Origin of the sequence: Janibacter sp. YB324 (assembly GCF_014217915.1) — a bacterium.
In the GTDB taxonomy this organism is placed as follows: domain Bacteria; phylum Actinomycetota; class Actinomycetes; order Actinomycetales; family Dermatophilaceae; genus Janibacter; species Janibacter indicus.
Window position 1 is genome coordinate 1,437,058 of record NZ_CP060120.1, and the last position, 19,920, is coordinate 1,456,977.

General features: G+C 67.9%; 13 protein-coding genes and 4 pseudogenes. 6 read left to right on the forward strand and 11 right to left on the reverse strand.

What is annotated here, in order from left to right:
* Window positions 1-64: 64 nt before the first annotated feature.
* From H7A72_RS06910 to dxs, 5 genes are all read left to right on the forward strand, one after another.
* Window positions 65-2,026 carry an APC family permease gene (locus H7A72_RS06910; RefSeq protein ID WP_185222314.1) on the forward strand — a complete coding sequence of 654 codons (1,962 nt, stop codon included), beginning with the start codon at window positions 65-67 and terminating at the stop codon, window positions 2,024-2,026.
* Window positions 2,023-3,330: a class I SAM-dependent RNA methyltransferase gene (locus H7A72_RS06915; protein WP_185222077.1), complete on the forward strand. Its 1,308-nt coding sequence runs from the start codon at window positions 2,023-2,025 to the stop codon at window positions 3,328-3,330. Before H7A72_RS06910 ends, H7A72_RS06915 begins: the two co-directional genes overlap by 4 nt.
* A 114-nt stretch (window positions 3,331-3,444) precedes the next feature.
* Window positions 3,445-6,246, forward strand: a complete 2,802-nt coding sequence (locus H7A72_RS06920; protein WP_185222078.1) for an aconitate hydratase — start codon at window positions 3,445-3,447, stop codon at window positions 6,244-6,246.
* 85 nt (window positions 6,247-6,331) lie between these two features.
* Window positions 6,332-6,775: a hypothetical protein gene (locus tag H7A72_RS06925; RefSeq protein WP_223277820.1), complete on the forward strand. Its 444-nt coding sequence runs from the start codon at window positions 6,332-6,334 to the stop codon at window positions 6,773-6,775.
* Window positions 6,776-6,877: 102 nt separating this feature from the next.
* Window positions 6,878-8,740 carry a 1-deoxy-D-xylulose-5-phosphate synthase gene (dxs, locus tag H7A72_RS06930; RefSeq protein WP_185222079.1) on the forward strand — a complete coding sequence of 621 codons (1,863 nt, stop codon included), beginning with the start codon at window positions 6,878-6,880 and terminating at the stop codon, window positions 8,738-8,740.
* Window positions 8,741-8,829: 89 nt separating this feature from the next.
* Here dxs and H7A72_RS06935 read toward each other — a convergent pair whose 3' ends face one another.
* The 4 genes and pseudogenes from H7A72_RS06935 to H7A72_RS17105 form a co-directional block, all read right to left on the reverse strand.
* Window positions 8,830-10,371, reverse strand: coding sequence for a UDP-N-acetylglucosamine 1-carboxyvinyltransferase (locus tag H7A72_RS06935; RefSeq protein WP_185222080.1), 1,542 nt, complete (start codon window positions 10,369-10,371; stop codon window positions 8,830-8,832).
* Window positions 10,372-10,524: 153 nt separating this feature from the next.
* Window positions 10,525-13,233, reverse strand: a complete 2,709-nt coding sequence (locus H7A72_RS06940) for an excinuclease ABC subunit UvrA (protein WP_185222081.1) — start codon at window positions 13,231-13,233, stop codon at window positions 10,525-10,527.
* A 48-nt stretch (window positions 13,234-13,281) separates the two neighbouring features.
* Window positions 13,282-13,719, reverse strand: coding sequence for a transposase (locus H7A72_RS06945; protein WP_370543573.1), 438 nt, complete (start codon window positions 13,717-13,719; stop codon window positions 13,282-13,284).
* A pseudogene (locus tag H7A72_RS17105) lies at window positions 13,719-13,790 on the reverse strand (hypothetical protein); the annotation flags it as partial. The gene H7A72_RS06945 and the pseudogene H7A72_RS17105, both read right to left, overlap by 1 nt.
* Window positions 13,791-13,987: 197 nt before the next feature.
* Between H7A72_RS17105 and H7A72_RS06950 the strand changes: the two are divergent.
* Window positions 13,988-15,258, forward strand: a protein-coding gene (locus H7A72_RS06950; protein WP_185221984.1) for an IS3 family transposase whose coding sequence is annotated in 2 segments (ribosomal slippage) — window positions 13,988-14,333 and window positions 14,333-15,258 — 1,272 coding nt in all. Because the reading frame shifts where the segments join, the coding sequence is not laid out codon by codon here.
* Between the two features lie 160 nt (window positions 15,259-15,418).
* Here H7A72_RS06950 and H7A72_RS06955 read toward each other — a convergent pair.
* The 7 genes and pseudogenes from H7A72_RS06955 to H7A72_RS06975 form a co-directional block, all read right to left on the reverse strand.
* A complete protein-coding gene (locus H7A72_RS06955) occupies window positions 15,419-16,510 on the reverse strand; it encodes a hypothetical protein (RefSeq protein ID WP_185222083.1) in 1,092 nt (363 codons plus the stop codon).
* 524 nt (window positions 16,511-17,034) lie between these two features.
* Entirely contained in the window at window positions 17,035-17,472 is a 438-nt protein-coding gene (locus H7A72_RS17110; protein ID WP_370543573.1) for a transposase, read from the reverse strand.
* Window positions 17,472-17,543, reverse strand: a pseudogene (locus tag H7A72_RS17115) (hypothetical protein); the annotation flags it as partial. The gene H7A72_RS17110 and the pseudogene H7A72_RS17115, both read right to left, overlap by 1 nt.
* Before the next feature lie 49 nt (window positions 17,544-17,592).
* A pseudogene (locus H7A72_RS17120) lies at window positions 17,593-17,760 on the reverse strand (transposase); the annotation flags it as partial.
* 60 nt (window positions 17,761-17,820) lie between these two features.
* Window positions 17,821-19,091, reverse strand: a protein-coding gene (locus H7A72_RS06970; RefSeq protein WP_185221984.1) for an IS3 family transposase whose coding sequence is annotated in 2 segments (ribosomal slippage) — window positions 17,821-18,746 and window positions 18,746-19,091 — 1,272 coding nt in all. Because the reading frame shifts where the segments join, the coding sequence is not laid out codon by codon here.
* A 218-nt stretch (window positions 19,092-19,309) separates the two neighbouring features.
* Window positions 19,310-19,483, reverse strand: a pseudogene (locus H7A72_RS17125) (ISL3 family transposase); the annotation flags it as partial.
* A 30-nt stretch (window positions 19,484-19,513) separates the two neighbouring features.
* A complete protein-coding gene (locus H7A72_RS06975; protein ID WP_185222084.1) occupies window positions 19,514-19,717 on the reverse strand; it encodes a hypothetical protein in 204 nt (67 codons plus the stop codon).
* Window positions 19,718-19,920: the final 203 nt, after the last annotated feature.

The following is a 19,920-nucleotide window of genomic DNA, read 5'->3' on the forward strand; positions in this document are numbered from 1 at the left end:
GCGGGCCTACACTCGGGTGGTGTCATCAGGACGACTCATCAAGCGTCTCCTCGTCGGTCGCGCGATGCGCAGCGATCGGCTCGGCGAGACCCTCCTTCCCAAGAAGCTCGCTCTCCCGGTTTTCGCGAGCGATGCGCTCAGCTCGGTCGCCTATGCCCCGGACGAGATCCTGCTGACGCTCGGTCTCGCCGGTGGTGCCCTCGCGGTCACCCATTCGTGGCCGGTCGCGCTCGCCGTCGTCGCCGTCATGGTCGTCGTCGTCGCCAGCTACCGGCAGAACGTCCACGCCTATCCCTCCGGCGGAGGCGACTACGAGGTCGCGAGCACCAACCTGGGCCCCAAGGCCGGGCTCACGGTCGCGAGCGCGCTCCTCGTCGACTACGTCCTGACGGTGGCGGTGTCGATCTCCTCGGGGGTGCAGAACGCCGCGGCGGCCTTCTCGTGGATCCGCGGGCACGAGGTCCTCACGGCGCTCGTCCTGATCGCCGCCCTCACCGGCATGAACCTGCGCGGCGTGAGGGAGTCCGGCAAGGCCTTCGCGATCCCCACCTACCTCTTCATGCTCACGGTCGTGGGCATGGCCCTCGTCGGGCTGGTCCGCCGCACGGCCGGGACGCTGCCGCCCGCCGAGAGCGCCGACCTGACGCTCGCCCCCGAGCCGGGCATGGAGCAGCTGGGCACCCTCGCGATGGCCTTCCTGCTCCTGCGGGCCTTCAGCTCCGGCTGTGCCGCCCTGACCGGTGTCGAGGCGATCAGCAACGGCGTGCCCGCCTTCCGCAAGCCCAAGAGCGCCAATGCGGCGACGACCCTGCTCCTCATGGGCGCGATCGCGGTGACGATGCTTCTGTCGATGATCGCGCTGGCGACGTGGACCGGGGTCAAGGTCGCCGAGGACCCGGGCCAGCAGCTGCTGCGCGACGGCGTGCCGGTCGGCGACGGCTACGTCCAGCACACGGTCATGGCCCAGGTGGCGATGTCGGTCTTCGACGGGTTCCCCGCGGGGGTCGTCCTCGTCTCGGTCGTCACCGGCCTGATCCTCGTGCTCGCGGCCAACACGGCCTTCAACGGCTTCCCCGTCCTCGGCTCGATCCTTGCCCGCGACGGCTACCTGCCGCGCCAGCTGCACACCCGTGGCGACCGGCTCGCCTTCAGCAACGGCATCATCCTGCTCGCCGCCTCGGCGGCGCTGCTCATCGTCATCTACGACGCCCAGGTGACCAAGCTCATCCAGCTGTACATCGTCGGCGTCTTCGTCTCCTTCACGCTGAGCCAGATCGGCATGGTCCGGCACTGGAACCGTCACCTGGCGGTGGAGAAGGACGTCCCGGAGCAGCGACGGATGATGCGCCGCCGGGCGATCAACGCCGTCGGCGCGGCGATGTCCGGGACCGTCCTCGTCGTGGTCGTGCTGACGAAGTTCACCCACGGGGCCGGGTTCGCCATGGCCGCGATGGCCGGGCTCTTCCTCCTCATGGGGGCGATCAGTCGGCACTACCGGCACGTGAGCCAGGAGCTCGCGGTCCCGGAGGGGGACACCAAGCACCAGATGCTCCCTTCGCGCGTGCACGCGATCGTCCTCGTCAGCACGATCCACCGACCGACCCTGCGGGCCCTGGCCTATGCCTCCGCGACCCGTCCCTCCCGGCTCGAGGCGATCACCGTCGAGGTCGACCACGACGCGACCCGTGCGCTGCAGGGCGAGTGGGACCGTCGGGGCATCCCGATCCCGCTCAAGGCCCTGGACTCGCCCTATCGCGAGATCACCCGCCCGGTCGTCGACTACGTCAAGTCGATCCGCTCGGGCAACCCCCGGGACCTCGTCGTCGTCTACATCCCGCAGTACGTCCTGGGTCACTGGTGGGAGCAGGCCCTGCACAACCAGTCGGCGCTGCGGCTGCGCAGTCGCCTCCTCTTCACCCCGGGTGTCATGGTGTCCTCGGTGCCCTGGCAGCTCGCGAGCTCCGAGGGCGCCGAGGAACGCATGGACGGCCCGGTCGCGGGCGACGTACGACGAGGTGGAGCATGACGAGGCCGAGCGCAGACGAGCTGACCGTGGGGCACGAGGTTGACGTCGAGGTGGGCCCCGTAGCGCACGGCGGGCACTGCGTGGCCCGTCACGAGGGGCGGGTGCTCTTCGTGCGGCACAGCCTCCCGGGTGAGCGGGTGCGTGCCCGCATCACCGAAGGGGGTCCCGGTGACCGCTTCCTGCGGGCCGATGCCATCGAGGTCCTCGAGGCCTCCGCGCACCGGGTCGCGCCCCGCTGCCCGGTGTCCGGGCCCGGAGGGTGCGGCGGCTGCGACTTCCAGCACGTCGAGACCGCCCACCAGCGCGAGCTCAAGGCGACGGTCGTCGCCGAGCAGCTGAGTCGGCTCGGGGGAGTCGAGCGGGAGGTCGTCGTCGAGCCGCTCGCCGACGACGACGGGCTGAGCTACCGCACCCGGGTCGAGTTCGCCGTGGCCGACGGGCGAGTCGGGCTGCGGCGCCACCGCAGCCACGACGTCGTCCCCGTGACCGGCTGCCCGATCGCCGTGGCCGAGATCGACACGGCGCTCGCCGACACCCTCGCCGAGACCGACGGCACCCCGACAGCGCTCGATGGCATCGGCGCGCTCGATGTCGTCGTGCCCTCCGGCGAGGCGGACACCGTCGTCGTCGAGGTCCCGCAGGACGCGCCGACGCCACCGATCACCCTGACCGAGACCGTCGTGACGCCGGCGGGGGAGCGCGCGCTGCACGTCGACGCGCGCGGCTTCTGGCAGGTGCACCGCGATGCTCCCCGCAGCTTCGTCGCCGCCGTCCTCGACGCGGCCGACGTGCGCCCGGGGGAGCGGGTCCTCGACCTCTACAGCGGCGTCGGCCTGCTGTCCCTGCCGCTCGCCGAGGCGGTCGGTCCGCAGGGACAGCTCATCGCGGTCGAGTCCGACCGTCGGGCGACGGAGCACCTGCGCGACAACCTCGCCGGCCAGCCGTGGGCGCTCGTCGTCCCGGGTCGGGTCGACGACCTGCTCGGTGTGCCCCGCAAGGGTCGTCGCCGGGGGCCGCGCCGCCCGGCACGCTCCGACCTGCTGCCGCCGAGCGCCGACGTCGTCGTCCTCGACCCGCCGCGCACGGGGGCCGGCCGCCAGGTGGTCGAGGCGCTGATCTCCCTTCGCCCGCGGCGCCTCGTCTACGTGGCCTGCGACCCGGCGGCGCTGGGGCGCGACACGGCCTACCTCGCGGAGCTCGGCTACGAGATGGCCGACCTGCGAGCCTTCGATGCCTTCCCGATGACCCACCACGTCGAGTGCGTGGCCACCTTCGAGGCGAAGGGGGCGCCGCCCACCCCGTGACAGGGGAGGGGGCCGTGGGGAAGAGTGACGGTGAGCGTGCCCGTGGGTTCGCGTCCGCGGGCGCTGTGATAGTTTTATCTTGACGTCAAGATAACCACGACAGAGGAGTCGACTGTGGCCAGCTCGAACACCTTCAACGCCAAGGACACGCTCACCGTCGGTGACGAGTCCTACGAGATCTACCGGATCGACAAGGTCGAGGGCTCGAAGAACCTGCCCTACAGCCTCAAGGTCCTGCTGGAGAACCAGCTGCGCACCGAGGACGGCGAGAACGTCACCGCCGACCACATCAACGCGCTCGGCTCCTGGGACGAGAACGCCCAGCCTGACACCGAGATCCAGTTCACGCCCGCCCGCGTGATCATGCAGGACTTCACCGGCGTGCCGTGCGTCGTCGACCTGGCCACCATGCGCGAGGCCGTCGCCGAGCTCGGGGGCGACCCGACGAAGATCAACCCGCTCGCGCCCGCCGAGCTGGTCATCGACCACTCGGTGCAGATCGACGAGTTCGGCACCCCCGGTGCCTTCGCGCACAACGTCGACCTCGAGTACGAGCGCAACAACGAGCGCTACCAGTTCCTGCGCTGGGGCCAGACCGCCTTCGACGACTTCAAGGTCGTCCCCCCGGGCACCGGCATCGTCCACCAGGTCAACATCGAGCACCTGGCCCGCGTCACGATGACCCGTGACGGCGTCGCCTACCCCGACACCTGCGTCGGCACCGACTCGCACACGACGATGGAAAACGGCCTGGGCGTCCTGGGCTGGGGCGTCGGCGGCATCGAGGCCGAGGCGGCCATGCTCGGCCAGCCCGTCTCCATGCTCATCCCGCGCGTCGTCGGCTTCAAGCTCTCCGGCTCGATCCCGGCCGGCGCCACCGCGACCGACGTCGTCCTGACGATCACCGAGATGCTGCGCGACCACGGCGTCGTCGGCAAGTTCGTCGAGTTCTACGGCGAGGGCGTCGCCGAGGTACCGCTCGCCAACCGCGCCACCATCGGCAACATGAGCCCCGAGTTCGGCTCCACCGCGGCGATGTTCCCCATCGACGACGTCACGCTCGAGTACCTGCGCCTCACCGGACGCTCCGAGCAGCAGGTCGCGCTCGTCGAGGCCTACGCCAAGACGCAGGGCATGTGGCTCGACCCGGCCGTCGAGCCGCGCTTCTCCGAGTACCTCGAGCTCGACCTGTCGACGGTCGTCCCCTCGATCGCCGGCCCGAAGCGCCCGCAGGACCGCATCGAGGTCAGCAAGGCCAAGGAGCAGTTCCGCGGCGACCTGAAGAACTACGTCGTCGACGGCAACGGCATCGAGAAGTCCTCGGTCGACACCGAGCTCGCCGGCACCTTCCCCGCGTCCGACGCCCCGAGCCACGACGCGCTCGAGGCGTCCGAGAGCGCCGGCCACCCGTCGCGCTCGGAGCCGCGCACCAACGGTGACCGGGCGACCAATCCGGCCACGGCCGTCATCGACGGTGCCGAGGTCGAGATCGACCACGGCCACGTCGTCATCGCCTCGATCACCAGCTGCACCAACACGTCCAACCCGTCGGTCATGATGGCCGCCGCGATGCTGGCCAAGAACGCCGTCGAGCGCGGCCTGCAGGTCAAGCCCTGGGTCAAGACGTCGATGGCGCCCGGCTCCAAGGTCGTCACCGAGTACTACGAGAAGGCTGGCATGTGGCCCTACCTCGAGAAGCTCGGCTACCACCTCGTCGGCTACGGCTGCACGACCTGCATCGGCAACTCGGGCCCGATCATCGAGGAGGTCTCCGAGGCGGTCAACGCCAACGACCTCGCGGTGACCTCGGTCCTCTCGGGCAACCGCAACTTCGAGGGGCGCATCAACCCCGACGTGAAGATGAACTACCTCGCGTCGCCGCCGCTCGTCATCGCCTACGCCCTCGCCGGCACGATGGACTTCGACTTCGAGACCGAGGCCCTCGGCCAGGACGCCGACGGCAACGACGTCTTCCTCAAGGACATCTGGCCCAACCCGGCCGACGTCCAGAGCACGATCGACACCGCGGTCACGCAGGAGATGTTCACCGAGAAGTACGCGGACGTCTTCGCCGGTGACGAGCGCTGGACCTCGCTCGAGACCCCCGAGGGCAACACCTTCGAGTGGGCCGACGAGTCGACCTACGTGCGCAAGCCCCCGTACTTCGAGGGCATGAAGATGGACCTCGACGCCGTCGAGGACATCTCCGGCGCGCGCGTCCTGGCCAAGCTGGGTGACTCGGTCACGACCGACCACATCAGCCCGGCCGGTGCGATCAAGGCCGACAGCCCGGCGGGCGTCTACCTCGCCGAGCACGGCGTCGAGCGCAAGGACTTCAACTCCTACGGCTCGCGCCGCGGCAACCACGAGGTCATGATCCGCGGCACCTTCGCCAACATCCGCCTGAAGAACCAGCTGCTCGACGGCGTCGAGGGTGGCTTCACCCGCGACTTCCTCGGCGACGGCGGGCAGACGACGATCTTCGAGGCCTCGGAGAAGTACATCGAGGCCGGCGTCCCGCTCGTCGTCCTCGCGGGCAAGGAGTACGGCTCGGGCTCGTCGCGTGACTGGGCGGCCAAGGGCACGCGCCTGCTCGGCGTCCGCGCCGTCATCGCCCAGTCCTACGAGCGCATCCACCGCTCCAACCTCATCGGCATGGGCGTCATCCCGCTCCAGTTCCCCGAGGGGCAGAGCGCCGACTCCCTCGGCCTGGACGGCACCGAGACCTTCGACATCGCGGGCATCACCGAGCTCAACAACGGCTCGACGCCCAAGACGGTCAAGGTGACGGCCACCAAGGACGGCGGGGAGACCGTGGAGTTCGACGCGGTCGTGCGCATCGACACGCCCGGTGAGGCGGACTACTACCGCAACGGCGGCATCCTGCAGTACGTGCTGCGTTCGCTCGTCGGCTGATCTCCGACGCACCGCTGAAGGGGGTGGCCACCTGCGGGTGGTCGCCCCCTTCGTCGTGTCCGGGAGAGCGCGTATCATCGAACACATGTTCGAGCAGTCTGCGCGTCCGCCGGTGCGTACGGCGCTGCCCGGGTCGCCGGGTGCGCGCACGGCCGCGGCCGGGGCGAAGGGGGGACCGCCGGGCTGGCCGGACCGGGTCCCGCCGCCCGGGGTTCGCGGGTGGCAGCCGGCTGCGGTCTCGTGGCTGCTCGACCTGTGCCCGCCGGACTACCGCGGGCACGCGGTCCTGAGGCGGCACCCGGCGGCACTGGCCTGGCTCGCCGAGCAGCACGTCGCCGCCCAGGTCGAGGCGATGCGGCAGGCCTATCGCACGGTGCGGGTCGACCTCGCCGAGGCCCTGCCCGAGGGGACCGTCGACGCACTGCTCGTCTGCCTCGAGCACGAGGGGCTGCGGCTGCGCTCGGCGCAGCGGAGCATCCTGCTCATCCGGGAGGCACTCGACGGGAGCGTCTTCGTCGACCGGTTGTGACCCCCTTCGTCCGATGCGGTGACAGGCTGGGCAGGTCACAGCCACTACCCAGCCCACGAGACGTAGACTCGGGCGGTCCCCGACACCGGAAGGAAGCCCAGCGTGGCAGTCCTCGAGACGATCACCTCTCCCGCCGACCTCAAGCGGCTCCCGGAGGAGCTGCTCGACACCCTCGCGCAGGAGATCCGCAGCTTCCTCGTCGCCGAGGTCTCCCGCAGCGGCGGGCACCTCGGGCCCAACCTCGGGGTCGTCGAGCTGACCATCGCCCTGCACCGGGTCTTCGACTCGCCCGACGACACGGTCGTCTTCGACACCGGTCACCAGTCCTACGTGCACAAGCTGCTCACCGGGCGGCAGGACTTCAGCGCGCTGCGCACCCGTGGCGGCCTGTCGGGCTACCCGAGCCGCGCCGAGTCCGAGCACGACGTCGTGGAGAACAGCCACGCGTCGACGTCGCTGTCGTGGGCCGAGGGCATCGCCAAGGGCTACCGCCTGCGCGGCGAGGAACGTCACGCCGTCGCCGTCATCGGCGACGGCGCGCTCACCGGCGGCATGGCCTGGGAGGCGCTCAACAACATCGCCGCCGACAAGGACCTGCCGCTGGTCATCGTCGTCAACGACAACGAGCGCTCCTACGCGCCGACGATCGGCGGGCTCGCCGACCACCTCGCGATGCTGCGCACCAACCGTCAGTACGAGCAGGTGCTCGACTGGGGCAAGGACAAGCTCAACCGCACGCCGGTCGTCGGGCGGGCCGCCTACCAGGCCTTCCACTCGATGAAGAAGGGTGCCAAGGACTTCTGGGCCCCGCAGGGGATGTTCGAGGACCTCGGCATCAAGTACCTCGGCCCCGTCGACGGGCACGACGAGGCGAGCGTCGAGCAGGCGCTGCGCCGCGCCAAGGCCTTCGGCGGGCCGGTCCTCGTGCACGTCATCACGCAGAAGGGGCGCGGCTACGAGCACGCGGTCGGCGACGAGGCCGACCAGTTCCACGCCGTCGGCAAGATCAACCCCGAGACCGGGCTGCCGCTGGAGATCGCGGGTCGTTCGTGGACCGACGAGTTCGGCGACGAGATGCTCGCCCTGGGGGCGCAGCGCCCCGACGTCGTGGCGATCACCGCCGCGATGATGATGCCCGTGGGCCTGCAGCCCTTCGCCCAGGCCCACCCCGACCGGATCTTCGACGTCGGCATCGCCGAGCAGCACGCGACGACCATGGCCGCGGGCCTGGCCTTCGCCGGGATGCACCCGGTCGTCGCGATCTACGCGACCTTCTTGAATCGCGCCTTCGACCAGCTGCTCATGGACTGCGCCATGCACAAGGCCGGGGTGACCTTCGTCCTCGACCGCTCCGGGGTCACCGGCCCCGACGGGGCGAGCCACCACGGCATGTGGGACATGTCGCTCGCTTCCCTCGTGCCCGGGCTGCGCCTCGCGGCCCCCCGCGACGGCCACCAGATCCGGGTGGCGCTGCGTGAGGCCGTCGACGTCGAGGACGGCCCGACGCTCATCCGCTTCCCCAAGGGCAGCGTCGCCGACCCGATCGAGGCGCGTGCCGTCGTCGACGGGCTCGACGTGCTCGCCGGCGACCCGGAGGTCGACGCCGAGATCCTCCTCGTCGCCGTGGGCTCCATGGCCGGCACCGCCACGACCGTCGCCGAAAAGCTTGCGGCAGAGGGCCACTCGGCTCTCGTCGTCGACCCGCGCTGGGTGCTCCCGGTGCCGGCAGCGCTCGTCGACCTCGCCCGTCGGTCCGGTCGGGTCGCGGTCATCGAGGACAACAACGTCTCCGGTGGCGTCGGCGCCGAGGTCTCCCGGGTCCTCGACGAGGCGGGGGTCGCCGCGCCGGTGCACCGCTTCGGCCTGCCCAAGGAGTTCATCGACCACGCCTCGCGGGCCCAGGTGCTCGAGAGCGTCGGGCTGACCCCCGAGCCGATCGTCGAGCGGCTGCGCGCCCACCTCTGACGGGGTCACCGCGATCTCCTCGGGCGTTGTGACGAAGGGAGGGCCCCACCGGTGATCCGGTGGGGCCCTCTCCTCGTGCGCTCGGGTCGTCAGCCGATGTCGCGGAAGGGCTGGACGCTGGCACCCAGCGCGTTGAGCCGCTCCGCGAGGTCCTCGTACCCACGGTTGATGACGTAGACGTTGCGCAGGTAGGACGTGCCCGGCGCGGCGAGCATCGCCAGCAGCACCACGACGCCGGGCCGCAGCGCGGGCGGGCAGGTGACCTCGTTGGCGCGCCAGCGGACCGGGCCCTCGACGAGCACGCGGTGGGGGTCCATGAGTGTGACCCGGCCACCGATCTTGTTGAGCTCGGTGAGATAGATGGCGCGGTTGTCGTAGACCCAGTCGTGGATCGTCGTCGTGCCTTCGGCGCAGCTGGCGATGAGCGCGAAGAAGGGCAGGTTGTCGATGTTGAGGCCCGGGAAGGGCATCGGGTGGATCTTGTCGATCGATGCCTTGAGCGGCCCGGGATGGGTCGTGATGTCGACCAAGCGGGTGCGGCCGTTGTGGGCGAGGTACTCCTCCGAGAGGGAGTACTGCATGCCCATGCCGGTGAGTGTCGCCAGCTCGATCTCGAGGAACTCGATGGGGGAGCGGCGGATGGTGATCTCCGACTTGGTGACTACGGCGGCCGCGATCAGGCTCATCGCCTCGATCGGGTCCTCGCTCGGCGAGTACTCGACGTCGACGTCGATCTCGCTCACGCCGGTGACCACGAGTGTGGTCGTGCCGATGCCCTCGACGCGGACGCCGAGCTTCTCGAGGAAGAAGCACAGGTCCTGGACCATGTAGTTGGGCGAGGCATTGCGGATCGTCGTGCGGCCCGGGTGACGGGCGGCCGCCATGAGCGCATTCTCCGTGACGGTGTCGCCGCGCTCGGTGAGGACGAAGGTCTTGTCCTGGCTGCCCTGCCCGACGACCTTGGCCTCGTACCAGCCGTGGGTCGCCTCGACGTCGAGGCCGAAGTGGGTCAGCGAGGTCATGTGCGGCTCGACGGTGCGCGTGCCGAGGTCGCAGCCACCTGCGTAGGGCAGGCGGAAGCTGTCGAACTCGTGGAGCAGGGGGCCGAGGAACATGATGACCGTGCGGGTGCGTCGCGCGGCCTCCTCGTCCATGGCGTCGAGGTTGATCTGCTCCGGGGGGATGATCTCCAGGTCGGAGCTGCCGGGCAGCCAGCGGGTCTTGACGCCGATGGAGTCGAGGACCTCGAGGATCCGGTTGACCTCCTCGATGCGGGCGAGGTTGCGCAGGGTGGTCGTCCCCTTGTTGAGCAGCGAGGCGCACAGCAGCGCAACGGCGGCGTTCTTGCTCGTCTTGACGTCGATCGCGCCGGACAGCCGGCGGCCGCCTTCGACCTTCAGGTGTACGGCGCCGCCGCTCGAGGTACGGGTGAGGGCGACGAGCTCGGTGTCGAGCGCCTCGCTGATCCGCGCGAGGCTGTCGAGGGTGAGGTTCTGCCCCCCGGCCTCGATGCGCGCGACGGCGCTCTGGCTCGTCTCGAGCTTGGTGGCGAGGTCGGCTTGGGACAGGCCAGCGCGGTGACGCGCCTCCTTGATCGTCGTGCCGATTCGGGCGAGGTAGTCATCAGACATACCAACCACGGTAACCCCATATATGAGATAGGCGTCGCTCGTCGTCGTTCCCCGCGTGTCGCCGGTCAGCGCGATCGGCACGCGAGGTGCAGGACGTGCGGTGCCGCGAGCATGGACAGACCGGAGCGAGATGTCATCACACGCGCAGCTGCCTCAGGCAACGACTGTGTCCACCCTCGAGACGGCAGCAGCCTCTTCGAGCGCAGTGGCCAGATAACGTGCTGAAGCGCTCGTGGACGAATCGGCGACCTCTGCTGGAGTGCCGGCCGCGACGACCTGTCCGCCGTCGCCCCCAGCACCGGGCCCGAGATCGATGACGTGATCGGCCTGTGCGATGACTCGCATGTCGAGCTCGACCATGACCACGGTGTTCCCGGCGTCCACGAGTGTTTGCAGGTGAGCTACGAGCCGGTCGGTATCGGCGCAGTGCAATCCGGAAGTTGGTTCATCGAGGACGTAGAGCGTGTCGCCGCTTTGAGCCCGCTGCAGCTCGCTGGCCAGCTTGACTCGCTGGGCCTCACCACCAGAGAGCTCGGTTGCGGGTTGGCCGAGACGTAGGTAACCGAGTCCGACATCGAGGAGCGTGGTCAGGGAGCGCATGATGTCGGCCTCTCCCTCGAAGAATTCGTGCGCATCCTCAACGCTCATAGCGAGGATCTCCGCGATGTTTCGTCCGTGCCAGAGGATCTCGAGAGTGCTCGACTGGTAGCGGGTGCCATGACATTCCGGGCATTCCGTGTACACGGAAGGGAGAAAGAGCAGCTCAACCATGACTGATCCCTCTCCCTCGCAGGTCGGGCAACGGCCGCCGGCGACGTTGAATGAGAATCTCCCGGTCTTGTAGCCGCGTGCACGAGATTCCGGGGTCTCGGCGAATCGGCGACGTACGTGGTCAAACAGGCCTGTGTAGGTTGCGACGTTCGACCGAGGTGTGCGTCCGATCGGTTTCTGGTCGATGGTTACTACCCGGCGAACTCCAGTGAGGTCACCCGCGACAGAACCCTCGAGCTCCTGGGAAACATCGGAAAGCAGCATGTCATCGCCGTCGGGCACTGGCTCATCAGTTGTGATGGGGCGTCCGAGATGCTCACTGACCAAGGTCGGGAGAACTTGGCTGACGAGACTGGATTTGCCTGACCCCGACACACCTGTGACTGCTGTGAGTGCACCCAACGGGATCTCGACGGAGATGCTCCGCAGGTTGTTGCGCGAGATCTTCTCGAGACGCAACCACCCGTGTGGCTTCCTTGGCTCATGAAGGGGGAACCCGTTGCCGCCGAAGAGGTAGTCTCGGGTGGCGGATTCCTCGACGTCAGCCAGTCCTTCGGTCGGGCCGCTGTAGATGACACGCCCTCCGCGTTCACCTGCGGCGGGCCCGATGTCCACAAGCCAATCCGCACGCCGCATCACGTCGACGGAGTGCTCGACGATGAAGAGGCTGTTACCGCGCTTCTTGAGTCCCTGGAGGACGTCCAACAGCGCACTGACGTCTTGCGGATGGAGCCCGGCGGAAGGTTCGTCCAACACGTAGACGACGCCGAAAAGTTCGGAAGTCAGCTGGGTTGCCAAACGCAGACGCTGAAGTTCTCCGCCTGAAAGGGTCGGGGACGTGCGATCCAACGACAGGTAGCCCAGGCCGAGATCGATGATCGGACGGATCCGATCGACGAGTCCGGTCCCCAAGCGGATGGTTGCGGCCAGCTTTTCGACTGATTGGTTCTGGGTTCGGACATCAGAAGCCGCGGAATGGGCTGACCCTCCGGCTGCCACGCGCTCTTCATGTGCTTCGCGACGCGGGACTTCGTCCAGGGCCTCACCCGACGAGTGAGACTCGTCACCGGCACCGTCAGTTGCGCTTTCCGCCGCGACGACTGCGGCTTCGATGACAGACAAGACTTCATGCAAGGGCAGCTGTGAGAAGTCGGCGATGTCGAGCTGCTCAAATGTCACCGATAGCGCTTCCGGCTTCAAACGTTTGCCATGGCATGCGGGACACGGGGCCGATGTGAGGAACTGAGCAACACGGCGTTTCATCGATTTGCTCTTCGTATTCGCGAATGTGTCAAGCACATAGCGACGCGCTCCTACGAAGGTTCCGGAATAGCTTGGCTCGACTCCGGCGTCTATGGCTTCACGCGCTTCAGCAAGGGTGAGTCGTGAGTAAACGGGAACGTAAGGGGTTTCATCCGTGTAGAGGATCCAGTCGCGGTCCTTCTTCGGGATGTCCTTCCACGGCACGTCGACGTCGTAACCAAGCCCGACGAGGACATCTCTCAGTTGGTGCCCATGCCACGCCGTGGGGTACGAGGCGATGGCGCGCTCTCGGATCGTCAGTGCCGGATCGGGGACCATCGTGTCCTCTGGCACGTCGTAGACCCGACCGATTCCGTGGCATTCCGGGCAAGCGCCCTCGACAGTATTGGTCGAAAAGTCCTCTGCATAGAGCATCGGCTGCCCATCCGGATATGTACCCGCGCGGGAGTACAGCATGCGAACCAGGCTGGAGAGCGTCGTGATGCTTCCGACCGTTGACCGGGTGCTGCGCCCGCCGTGTTGTTGCTGCAATGCCACGGCGGGCGGCATTCCGGTGATGGAGTCCACCTCGGGGACTCCCGCCTGGTCGATGAGGCGCCTGGCATACGGTGCAACCGATTCCAAGTAACGTCGCTGGGACTCCGCATATAGCGTGCCGAAGGCCAGCGAGGACTTGCCCGAGCCAGAGACGCCGGTGAACACCACCATGGCATCACGCGGTATTGACAGGTCGATGTTTTTGAGGTTGTGCTCGCGGGCGCCGCGCACTCGAACGTCCGGTTGAATGAAGTTTGAGTTTTCATCAGTCTGCGCGGAGGTCGGGGTCATGAGCCAACGTTATCGTCTCTCCGCATTTGAGCGGGGCGTGTGCTGATTTCATGCTGCTGGTCTCTGCCCTCGGGTGAGGGCGATGTGGACCATGATGCGCCTTCGGTAGTTGTCCATGTTGGTGGAGCCGCATCCGACACGCTTGGTTTGCTTGATGATCCGGTTGAAGCCCTCGGTGCGGGCGTTGGTCACGTCCTCGGTGAGCGCGACGAGCACCGCTGGCCGCCAGGTGTCGATCGTGGTCGCCAGGCGGCTGGTTTCCTCCATGTCGGCGCGGGCGGCGGCGTCGTAGAATTCGTACAGCCTGCGCCGGATCTGGTGCGGCTGGTGTTCGGCCAGCAGCAGGCGCAGGCGTTCCTTGACGGCATGCGCGGCGGCGATCTCGTTGGTCGGATCCTCGGCGGCGAGGGCGGCGTTGAACCGGGGGCCTTTTGCTTCACGGTGAGGTGCTCGTAGCCGGTGAGCAGCAGTTGCCGGCTGGCCCAGACTTTGTCGGTGGCGGTGCCGCGGCGGCCGTGCAGTTGCCGGGTGATCCGTTGACGGACCTGGGTGACCATGAGGTTGGCGAGGGCGACGAGATGCCACTTGTGACTGCGATCCGCGCGTCCGGCAGGGCGGTGCGGATCCCGGATCGACAGGTACAACGGCGCCCGCCCGCACACCCGCCTCGGCAACGCCCCAGGGGCCTGACCCCGGTTCTTGGACACGCAGAATCCAGCACCTGGTGCTGGGGAAGCGAGATGATTCGAGAATCATGGCCAGGAAGAACTACTCCGAGGAGTTCCGTCGTCAGGCAGTCGACTTGTACGAGTCCACCCCGGGCGCCACGGTCCGCGGCATCGCCGAGGATCTCGGCATCGTGCGGGGCACGCTGCGGCACTGGCTCGAGGCGTACGGGACCGGGAAGAAGACCGCTGCTGACGGGACGTTGACCTCCAGCCCGCTGCAGTCCAAGCCGTCGAAGAGTTCCTCGACGCCGGCTGATGAGACGTCGGAGCAGAAGATCGCCCGGCTCGAGGCTCGGGTCGACGAGCTCGAGGTCGAGACGACGAAGCTGACCACCGAGCGGGAGATTCTTCAGCGGGCGGCCAAGTATTTCGCCGGGGAGACGCGCTGGTGAGTCGCTTCCAGTTCGTCGCTGACAACTCCGCCACCTTCGCCGATCGCGGCGGGGTGAAGCGACTGTGCGAGCTCGTCGAGGTCGAGCGCTCGTCCTACTACGCCTGGCTCAAGGCTGCCCCGACACGCGAGGGGCGTGCCCGGGCTGATGCCGAGCTCGCGGAGCGGATCAGGGCCGTCCATGCCGAGGACAACACCCAGGGTGCGCCTCGGATCACCGCCGAACTCAACGACAACGCGCCTGCCGGTGCACGGGTGAATCACAAGCGCGTGGCCAGGGTGATGCGGCTGGAGGGCATCCGCGGCTATGTGAAGAAGCGTCGCGTGCGGACCACGATCCCCGAACCCTCGGGGCAGAAGTACCCAGACCTGCTGAACCGGGACTTCACCGCTCCTGCGCCGAACCGACGCTACGTCGGGGACATCACCTACCTGCCGTTGGCCGACGGGACGAACCTGTACCTAGCGACCGTGATCGACTGCTACAGCCGTCGGCTGGCCGGGTGGGCGATCGCCGACCACATGCGCACCGAGCTGGTCGAGGACGCTCTCAACGCCGCTGCCGCGACCCGCGGCAGCCTCAAGGGCGCGATCTTCCACAGCGACCACGGGTCGGTCTACTGCTCGAAGGCCTACGCCAAGCTCTGCAAGAAGCTCGGCATCGCCCAATCCATGGGAGCCGTCGGGTCGTCGGCCGACAACGCGCTCGCCGAGTCGTTCAACGCCACGATGAAGCGCGAGGTCCTCCAAGACGCCGCCTGCTGGAGTGACGACCTGACCTGCCGCCGGCAGGTCTTCAGGTGGCTCGTCCGCTACAACACCCGCCGCCGTCACACTTGGTGCGGCTACCTGTCCCCGTCCACCTACGAGGCCCGCCGGGCCGCTACGCTGCCGACCGCCGCGTAATCACACCCTGTGTCCAAGAACCGGGGGTAGGGCCCCCACCCGCCGAGTACGAGGCAGCGCACTGCGCTGAGCCCACCAAGTCATCGCGACCGGCAATGACACCTGCATAGACGTGGCATCAACGCGTAGATGTTTCAGTTTCTTCTGTGCTGGGGCTGTGTCAGGTGCTGGACCGGGTGTAGGCAGCGGCGCGCACCACATCGTCGTCCTCCAGTCCAGCTCCTAGTGCTCCGCCCACGGTGGCCAGGCTGGCGGTGAGCCAGCTGATCTTCGCGTAGTCCAAAGCGTTCACTGGGTGACCGTCGACACCGGCCAATACCTGCTCGTCGATGAGCAGCAGCGCGCCGACCCAGGACAGGATGAATAAGCCGAGGTAGAACACTACAACCCCGATGGCCACGGTCGCGGTGGTGGCCAAATTGAACAGGATCACCTGCTCACGTTGGGCTCGCCGCCGTGGGCGCTCCCACAAGTTGGCTCCCAGGATCAGGGTGGCACTCACCGCCCCGATCGCCATCACCGCCAGCAGGACCAGGCGCACCGGCCCGTAGGCCATGGCCAGTACCCATAGGTCCGAGGCCACCAATGTCAGCATGCCGGTGGCCGCTGCCGCGACCATCGCCCGGGAGAGCCGGGCCACGAAGGCCCAAGGCTGGTTGGCGCGGATCATGCCCAGCAACAACCGCACGTTGCCGCTCAGCACTCGGGCCGTGAACTGCACGACGTTGTCGTCCGGGCGTTCGTCGAGATCGGTGGACAGCTGGTGGGCTCTTCGAGCAAGATCCCGCTGGGCGTTGAGGTCTTCGGCGTCGTAGCCCAGGAGCTGCCCGACCACGTGCACGGTGGTCTCTTGCACCTTCTGCCGCACGTGCACGGCTCCCAGGGTTGGGACGGAGACCAGTCCTACCCCGTGCACGGGGCTGAGCTGGGTGAGCACCGGACGTCGGCCGGTCTTTAGGGGGATCTCGGTGAGCACCACGGCCAAATCCCAGTTCTCCTCCAGCACGCGGTTTCGGGCCGCCTCCAGCAGGTCCAAGGTCTCGGTGGGTGGATCGACCAGCCGGTCTTCGGCCATCTTCAGTTGCCAGCGCACTCCCGGATACCGCTGCACCAAAATCTTGCGCACCGAGGTGGTGACCTCGGGGCCGAGCATCGCACTCAGGGATGGTGAGACCACCAGGCCGATGAGCAGCTCGGCATCGGAATGGGGTTCGGCAGGATCGGCGGTGGATCGGCAACGCTCAGCAGTCACCGCTCCATGGTGAGGCAACCACGGGCCGGATTGCCACTGGCTCGATGGAGCCCCCAAGGTTTCGTGCAGCACCGCGGGCTGGATTCGGTGGTCGCCTCGATCCCGGAGAGAGCGGTGCTGCTCACTGCGAAATCCTCTCCCCGCCGACGCCGCCATCGCGAAGACATCACAGCCAGCGGGCCCGGGACCTGCCGGTGTCGAGGACGGCTTCTCGATGCTGCAGTGACGGATCGGTTGAAGTGCTTCGGCGGTGTGGGAGCAGTCATCAGCGTGGGGCCGGTCGATTCCGTTCGGACAGGTGATGCATCGACTGCCCAGCGGCAGGTGCGGTACTGATGCGGGGGTACCCGGTGCAGGGGTGTCAAGGCCCAGCTCCGAAGACGGCAAGCCGGGAACGTGAAAGGCGAATTATGGCCCGCCGCAACCCGAGCGGGAAGGCATGTGTGGCACGAGGCGCCGAAGACGGGCCGGGCGTTTACTGCAGAAATAAATGGCTCTCCGCATGAGCGGGGCGTGTGCTGATTTCATGCTGCTGGTCTCTGCCCTCGGGTGAGGGCGATGTGGACCATGATGCGCCTTCGGTAGTTGTCCATGTTGGTGGAGCCGCATCCGACACGCTTGGTTTGCTTGATGATCCGGTTGAAGCCCTCGGTGCGGGCGTTGGTCACGTCCTCGGTGAGCGCGACGAGCACCGCTGGCCGCCAGGTGTCGATCGTGGTCGCCAGGCGGCTGGTTTCCTCCATGTCGGCGCGGGCGGCGGCGTCGTAGAATTCGTACAGCCTGCGCCGGATCTGGTGCGGCTGGTGTTCGGCCAGCAGCAGGCGCAGGCGTTCCTTGACGGCATGCGCGGCGGCGATCTCGTTGGTCGGATCCTCGGCGGCGAGGGCGGCGTTGAACCGGGGGCCTTTTGCTTCACGGTGAGGTGCTCGTAGCCGGTGAGCAGCAGTTGCCGGCTGGCCCAGACTTTGTCGGTGGCGGTGCCGCGGCGGCCGTGCAGTTGCCGGGTGATCCGTTGACGGACCTGGGTGACCATGAGGTTGGCGAGGGCGACGAGATGCCACTTGTCGACTGCGATCCGCTGCGATCCGCGCGTCCGGTAGGGCGGTGCGGATCCCGCCCGCGTGCGGCGCGGACGGGTCGATCACGACCAGGTCGATGCCGGCCCGGAACGCGGGTGTCTGCAGCGCGAGCCAGTCGATCACGCACGCCCCGGAGCGTCCCGGGGTCAGCCCGAGAAGGTGTCCGGGCAGGGTGGGGTCGGCGTTGACGAACGGGGGGCCCTACCCCCGGTTCTTGGACACAGGGTGTGATTACGCGGCGGTCGGCAGCGTAGCGGCCCGGCGGGCCTCGTAGGTGGACGGGGACAGGTAGCCGCACCAAGTGTGACGGCGGCGGGTGTTGTAGCGGACGAGCCACCTGAAGACCTGCCGGCGGCAGGTCAGGTCGTCACTCCAGCAGGCGGCGTCTTGGAGGACCTCGCGCTTCATCGTGGCGTTGAACGACTCGGCGAGCGCGTTGTCGGCCGACGACCCGACGGCTCCCATGGATTGGGCGATGCCGAGCTTCTTGCAGAGCTTGGCGTAGGCCTTCGAGCAGTAGACCGACCCGTGGTCGCTGTGGAAGATCGCGCCCTTGAGGCTGCCGCGGGTCGCGGCAGCGGCGTTGAGAGCGTCCTCGACCAGCTCGGTGCGCATGTGGTCGGCGATCGCCCACCCGGCCAGCCGACGGCTGTAGCAGTCGATCACGGTCGCTAGGTACAGGTTCGTCCCGTCGGCCAACGGCAGGTAGGTGATGTCCCCGACGTAGCGTCGGTTCGGCGCAGGAGCGGTGAAGTCCCGGTTCAGCAGGTCTGGGTACTTCTGCCCCGAGGGTTCGGGGATCGTGGTCCGCACGCGACGCTTCTTCACATAGCCGCGGATGCCCTCCAGCCGCATCACCCTGGCCACGCGCTTGTGATTCACCCGTGCACCGGCAGGCGCGTTGTCGTTGAGTTCGGCGGTGATCCGAGGCGCACCCTGGGTGTTGTCCTCGGCATGGACGGCCCTGATCCGCTCCGCGAGCTCGGCATCAGCCCGGGCACGCCCCTCGCGTGTCGGGGCAGCCTTGAGCCAGGCGTAGTAGGACGAGCGCTCGACCTCGACGAGCTCGCACAGTCGCTTCACCCCGCCGCGATCGGCGAAGGTGGCGGAGTTGTCAGCGACGAACTGGAAGCGACTCACCAGCGCGTCTCCCCGGCGAAATACTTGGCCGCCCGCTGAAGAATCTCCCGCTCGGTGGTCAGCTTCGTCGTCTCGACCTCGAGCTCGTCGACCCGAGCCTCGAGCCGGGCGATCTTCTGCTCCGACGTCTCATCAGCCGGCGTCGAGGAACTCTTCGACGGCTTGGACTGCAGCGGGCTGGAGGTCAACGTCCCGTCAGCAGCGGTCTTCTTCCCGGTCCCGTACGCCTCGAGCCAGTGCCGCAGCGTGCCCCGCACGATGCCGAGATCCTCGGCGATGCCGCGGACCGTGGCGCCCGGGGTGGACTCGTACAAGTCGACTGCCTGACGACGGAACTCCTCGGAGTAGTTCTTCCTGGCCATGATTCTCGAATCATCTCGCTTCCCCAGCACCAGGTGCTGGATTCTGCGTGTCCAAGAACCGGGGTCAGGCCCCAGGTCATCCACGGGTTCGACCGTGTCCAGCCGGCCTCTTCGAGCACCCAGCGCACCGACCGGGCGCGGGTCTCGTCGATGCCGAGCACGCGGGTGGGTTCCGGCTCGGGCAGCCACTGGTTGGCCAGTGCGATGAGCGCCCGGTGCGCGGTCGACCACGCCACCTGGTACTCGCTAGCGACCTCGCTGACGGCGCGGTTGCCCGACGCGATCGCCGAACCGATCTTATCTCGTAGCCGGGTCGTGAGCCGCGACCGTGCCGGCACAGCGCGGGACTGCTGCGTGAATGTCGCTGTCCCACAGGCCGGTTCGCGGCACACCAAGCGCCGTTTGAGCCACCACAGATCGGTTCATTGGCCGGAGGCAGGCAAGTCCTTGACTCGAACCAGTGGCCGCTCCGTGATCCTTGAGGTGAGCACCCCGCACTCGGGGCAGGCGCCCTCCGGGTCGATGACCTCGATGACGACACGCACCGTGTCGGCATCGATTCGTTCGAGCTGCAGGACGGTGAACTCGTCCTCCAGCCCGAGCAGCACTGACGTACCCTCGTTCATGCTCGTGGCCTCGCTGTTGTCGCGTTGTGAGAGACCAACAGCATGTCGGGGCCACGAGCCCCATCAACTACCTGGCACCCCGCTCAAGCGCGAAGAGCCACGTTATCAACCGTGGGCGGGCGTCATGTGCCAGTAATCGCCCTTCCCGGCGAGGCCCTCCGACTGACCTCTGGCAAACCACGCCGCGGCCGCCGAGATCACGA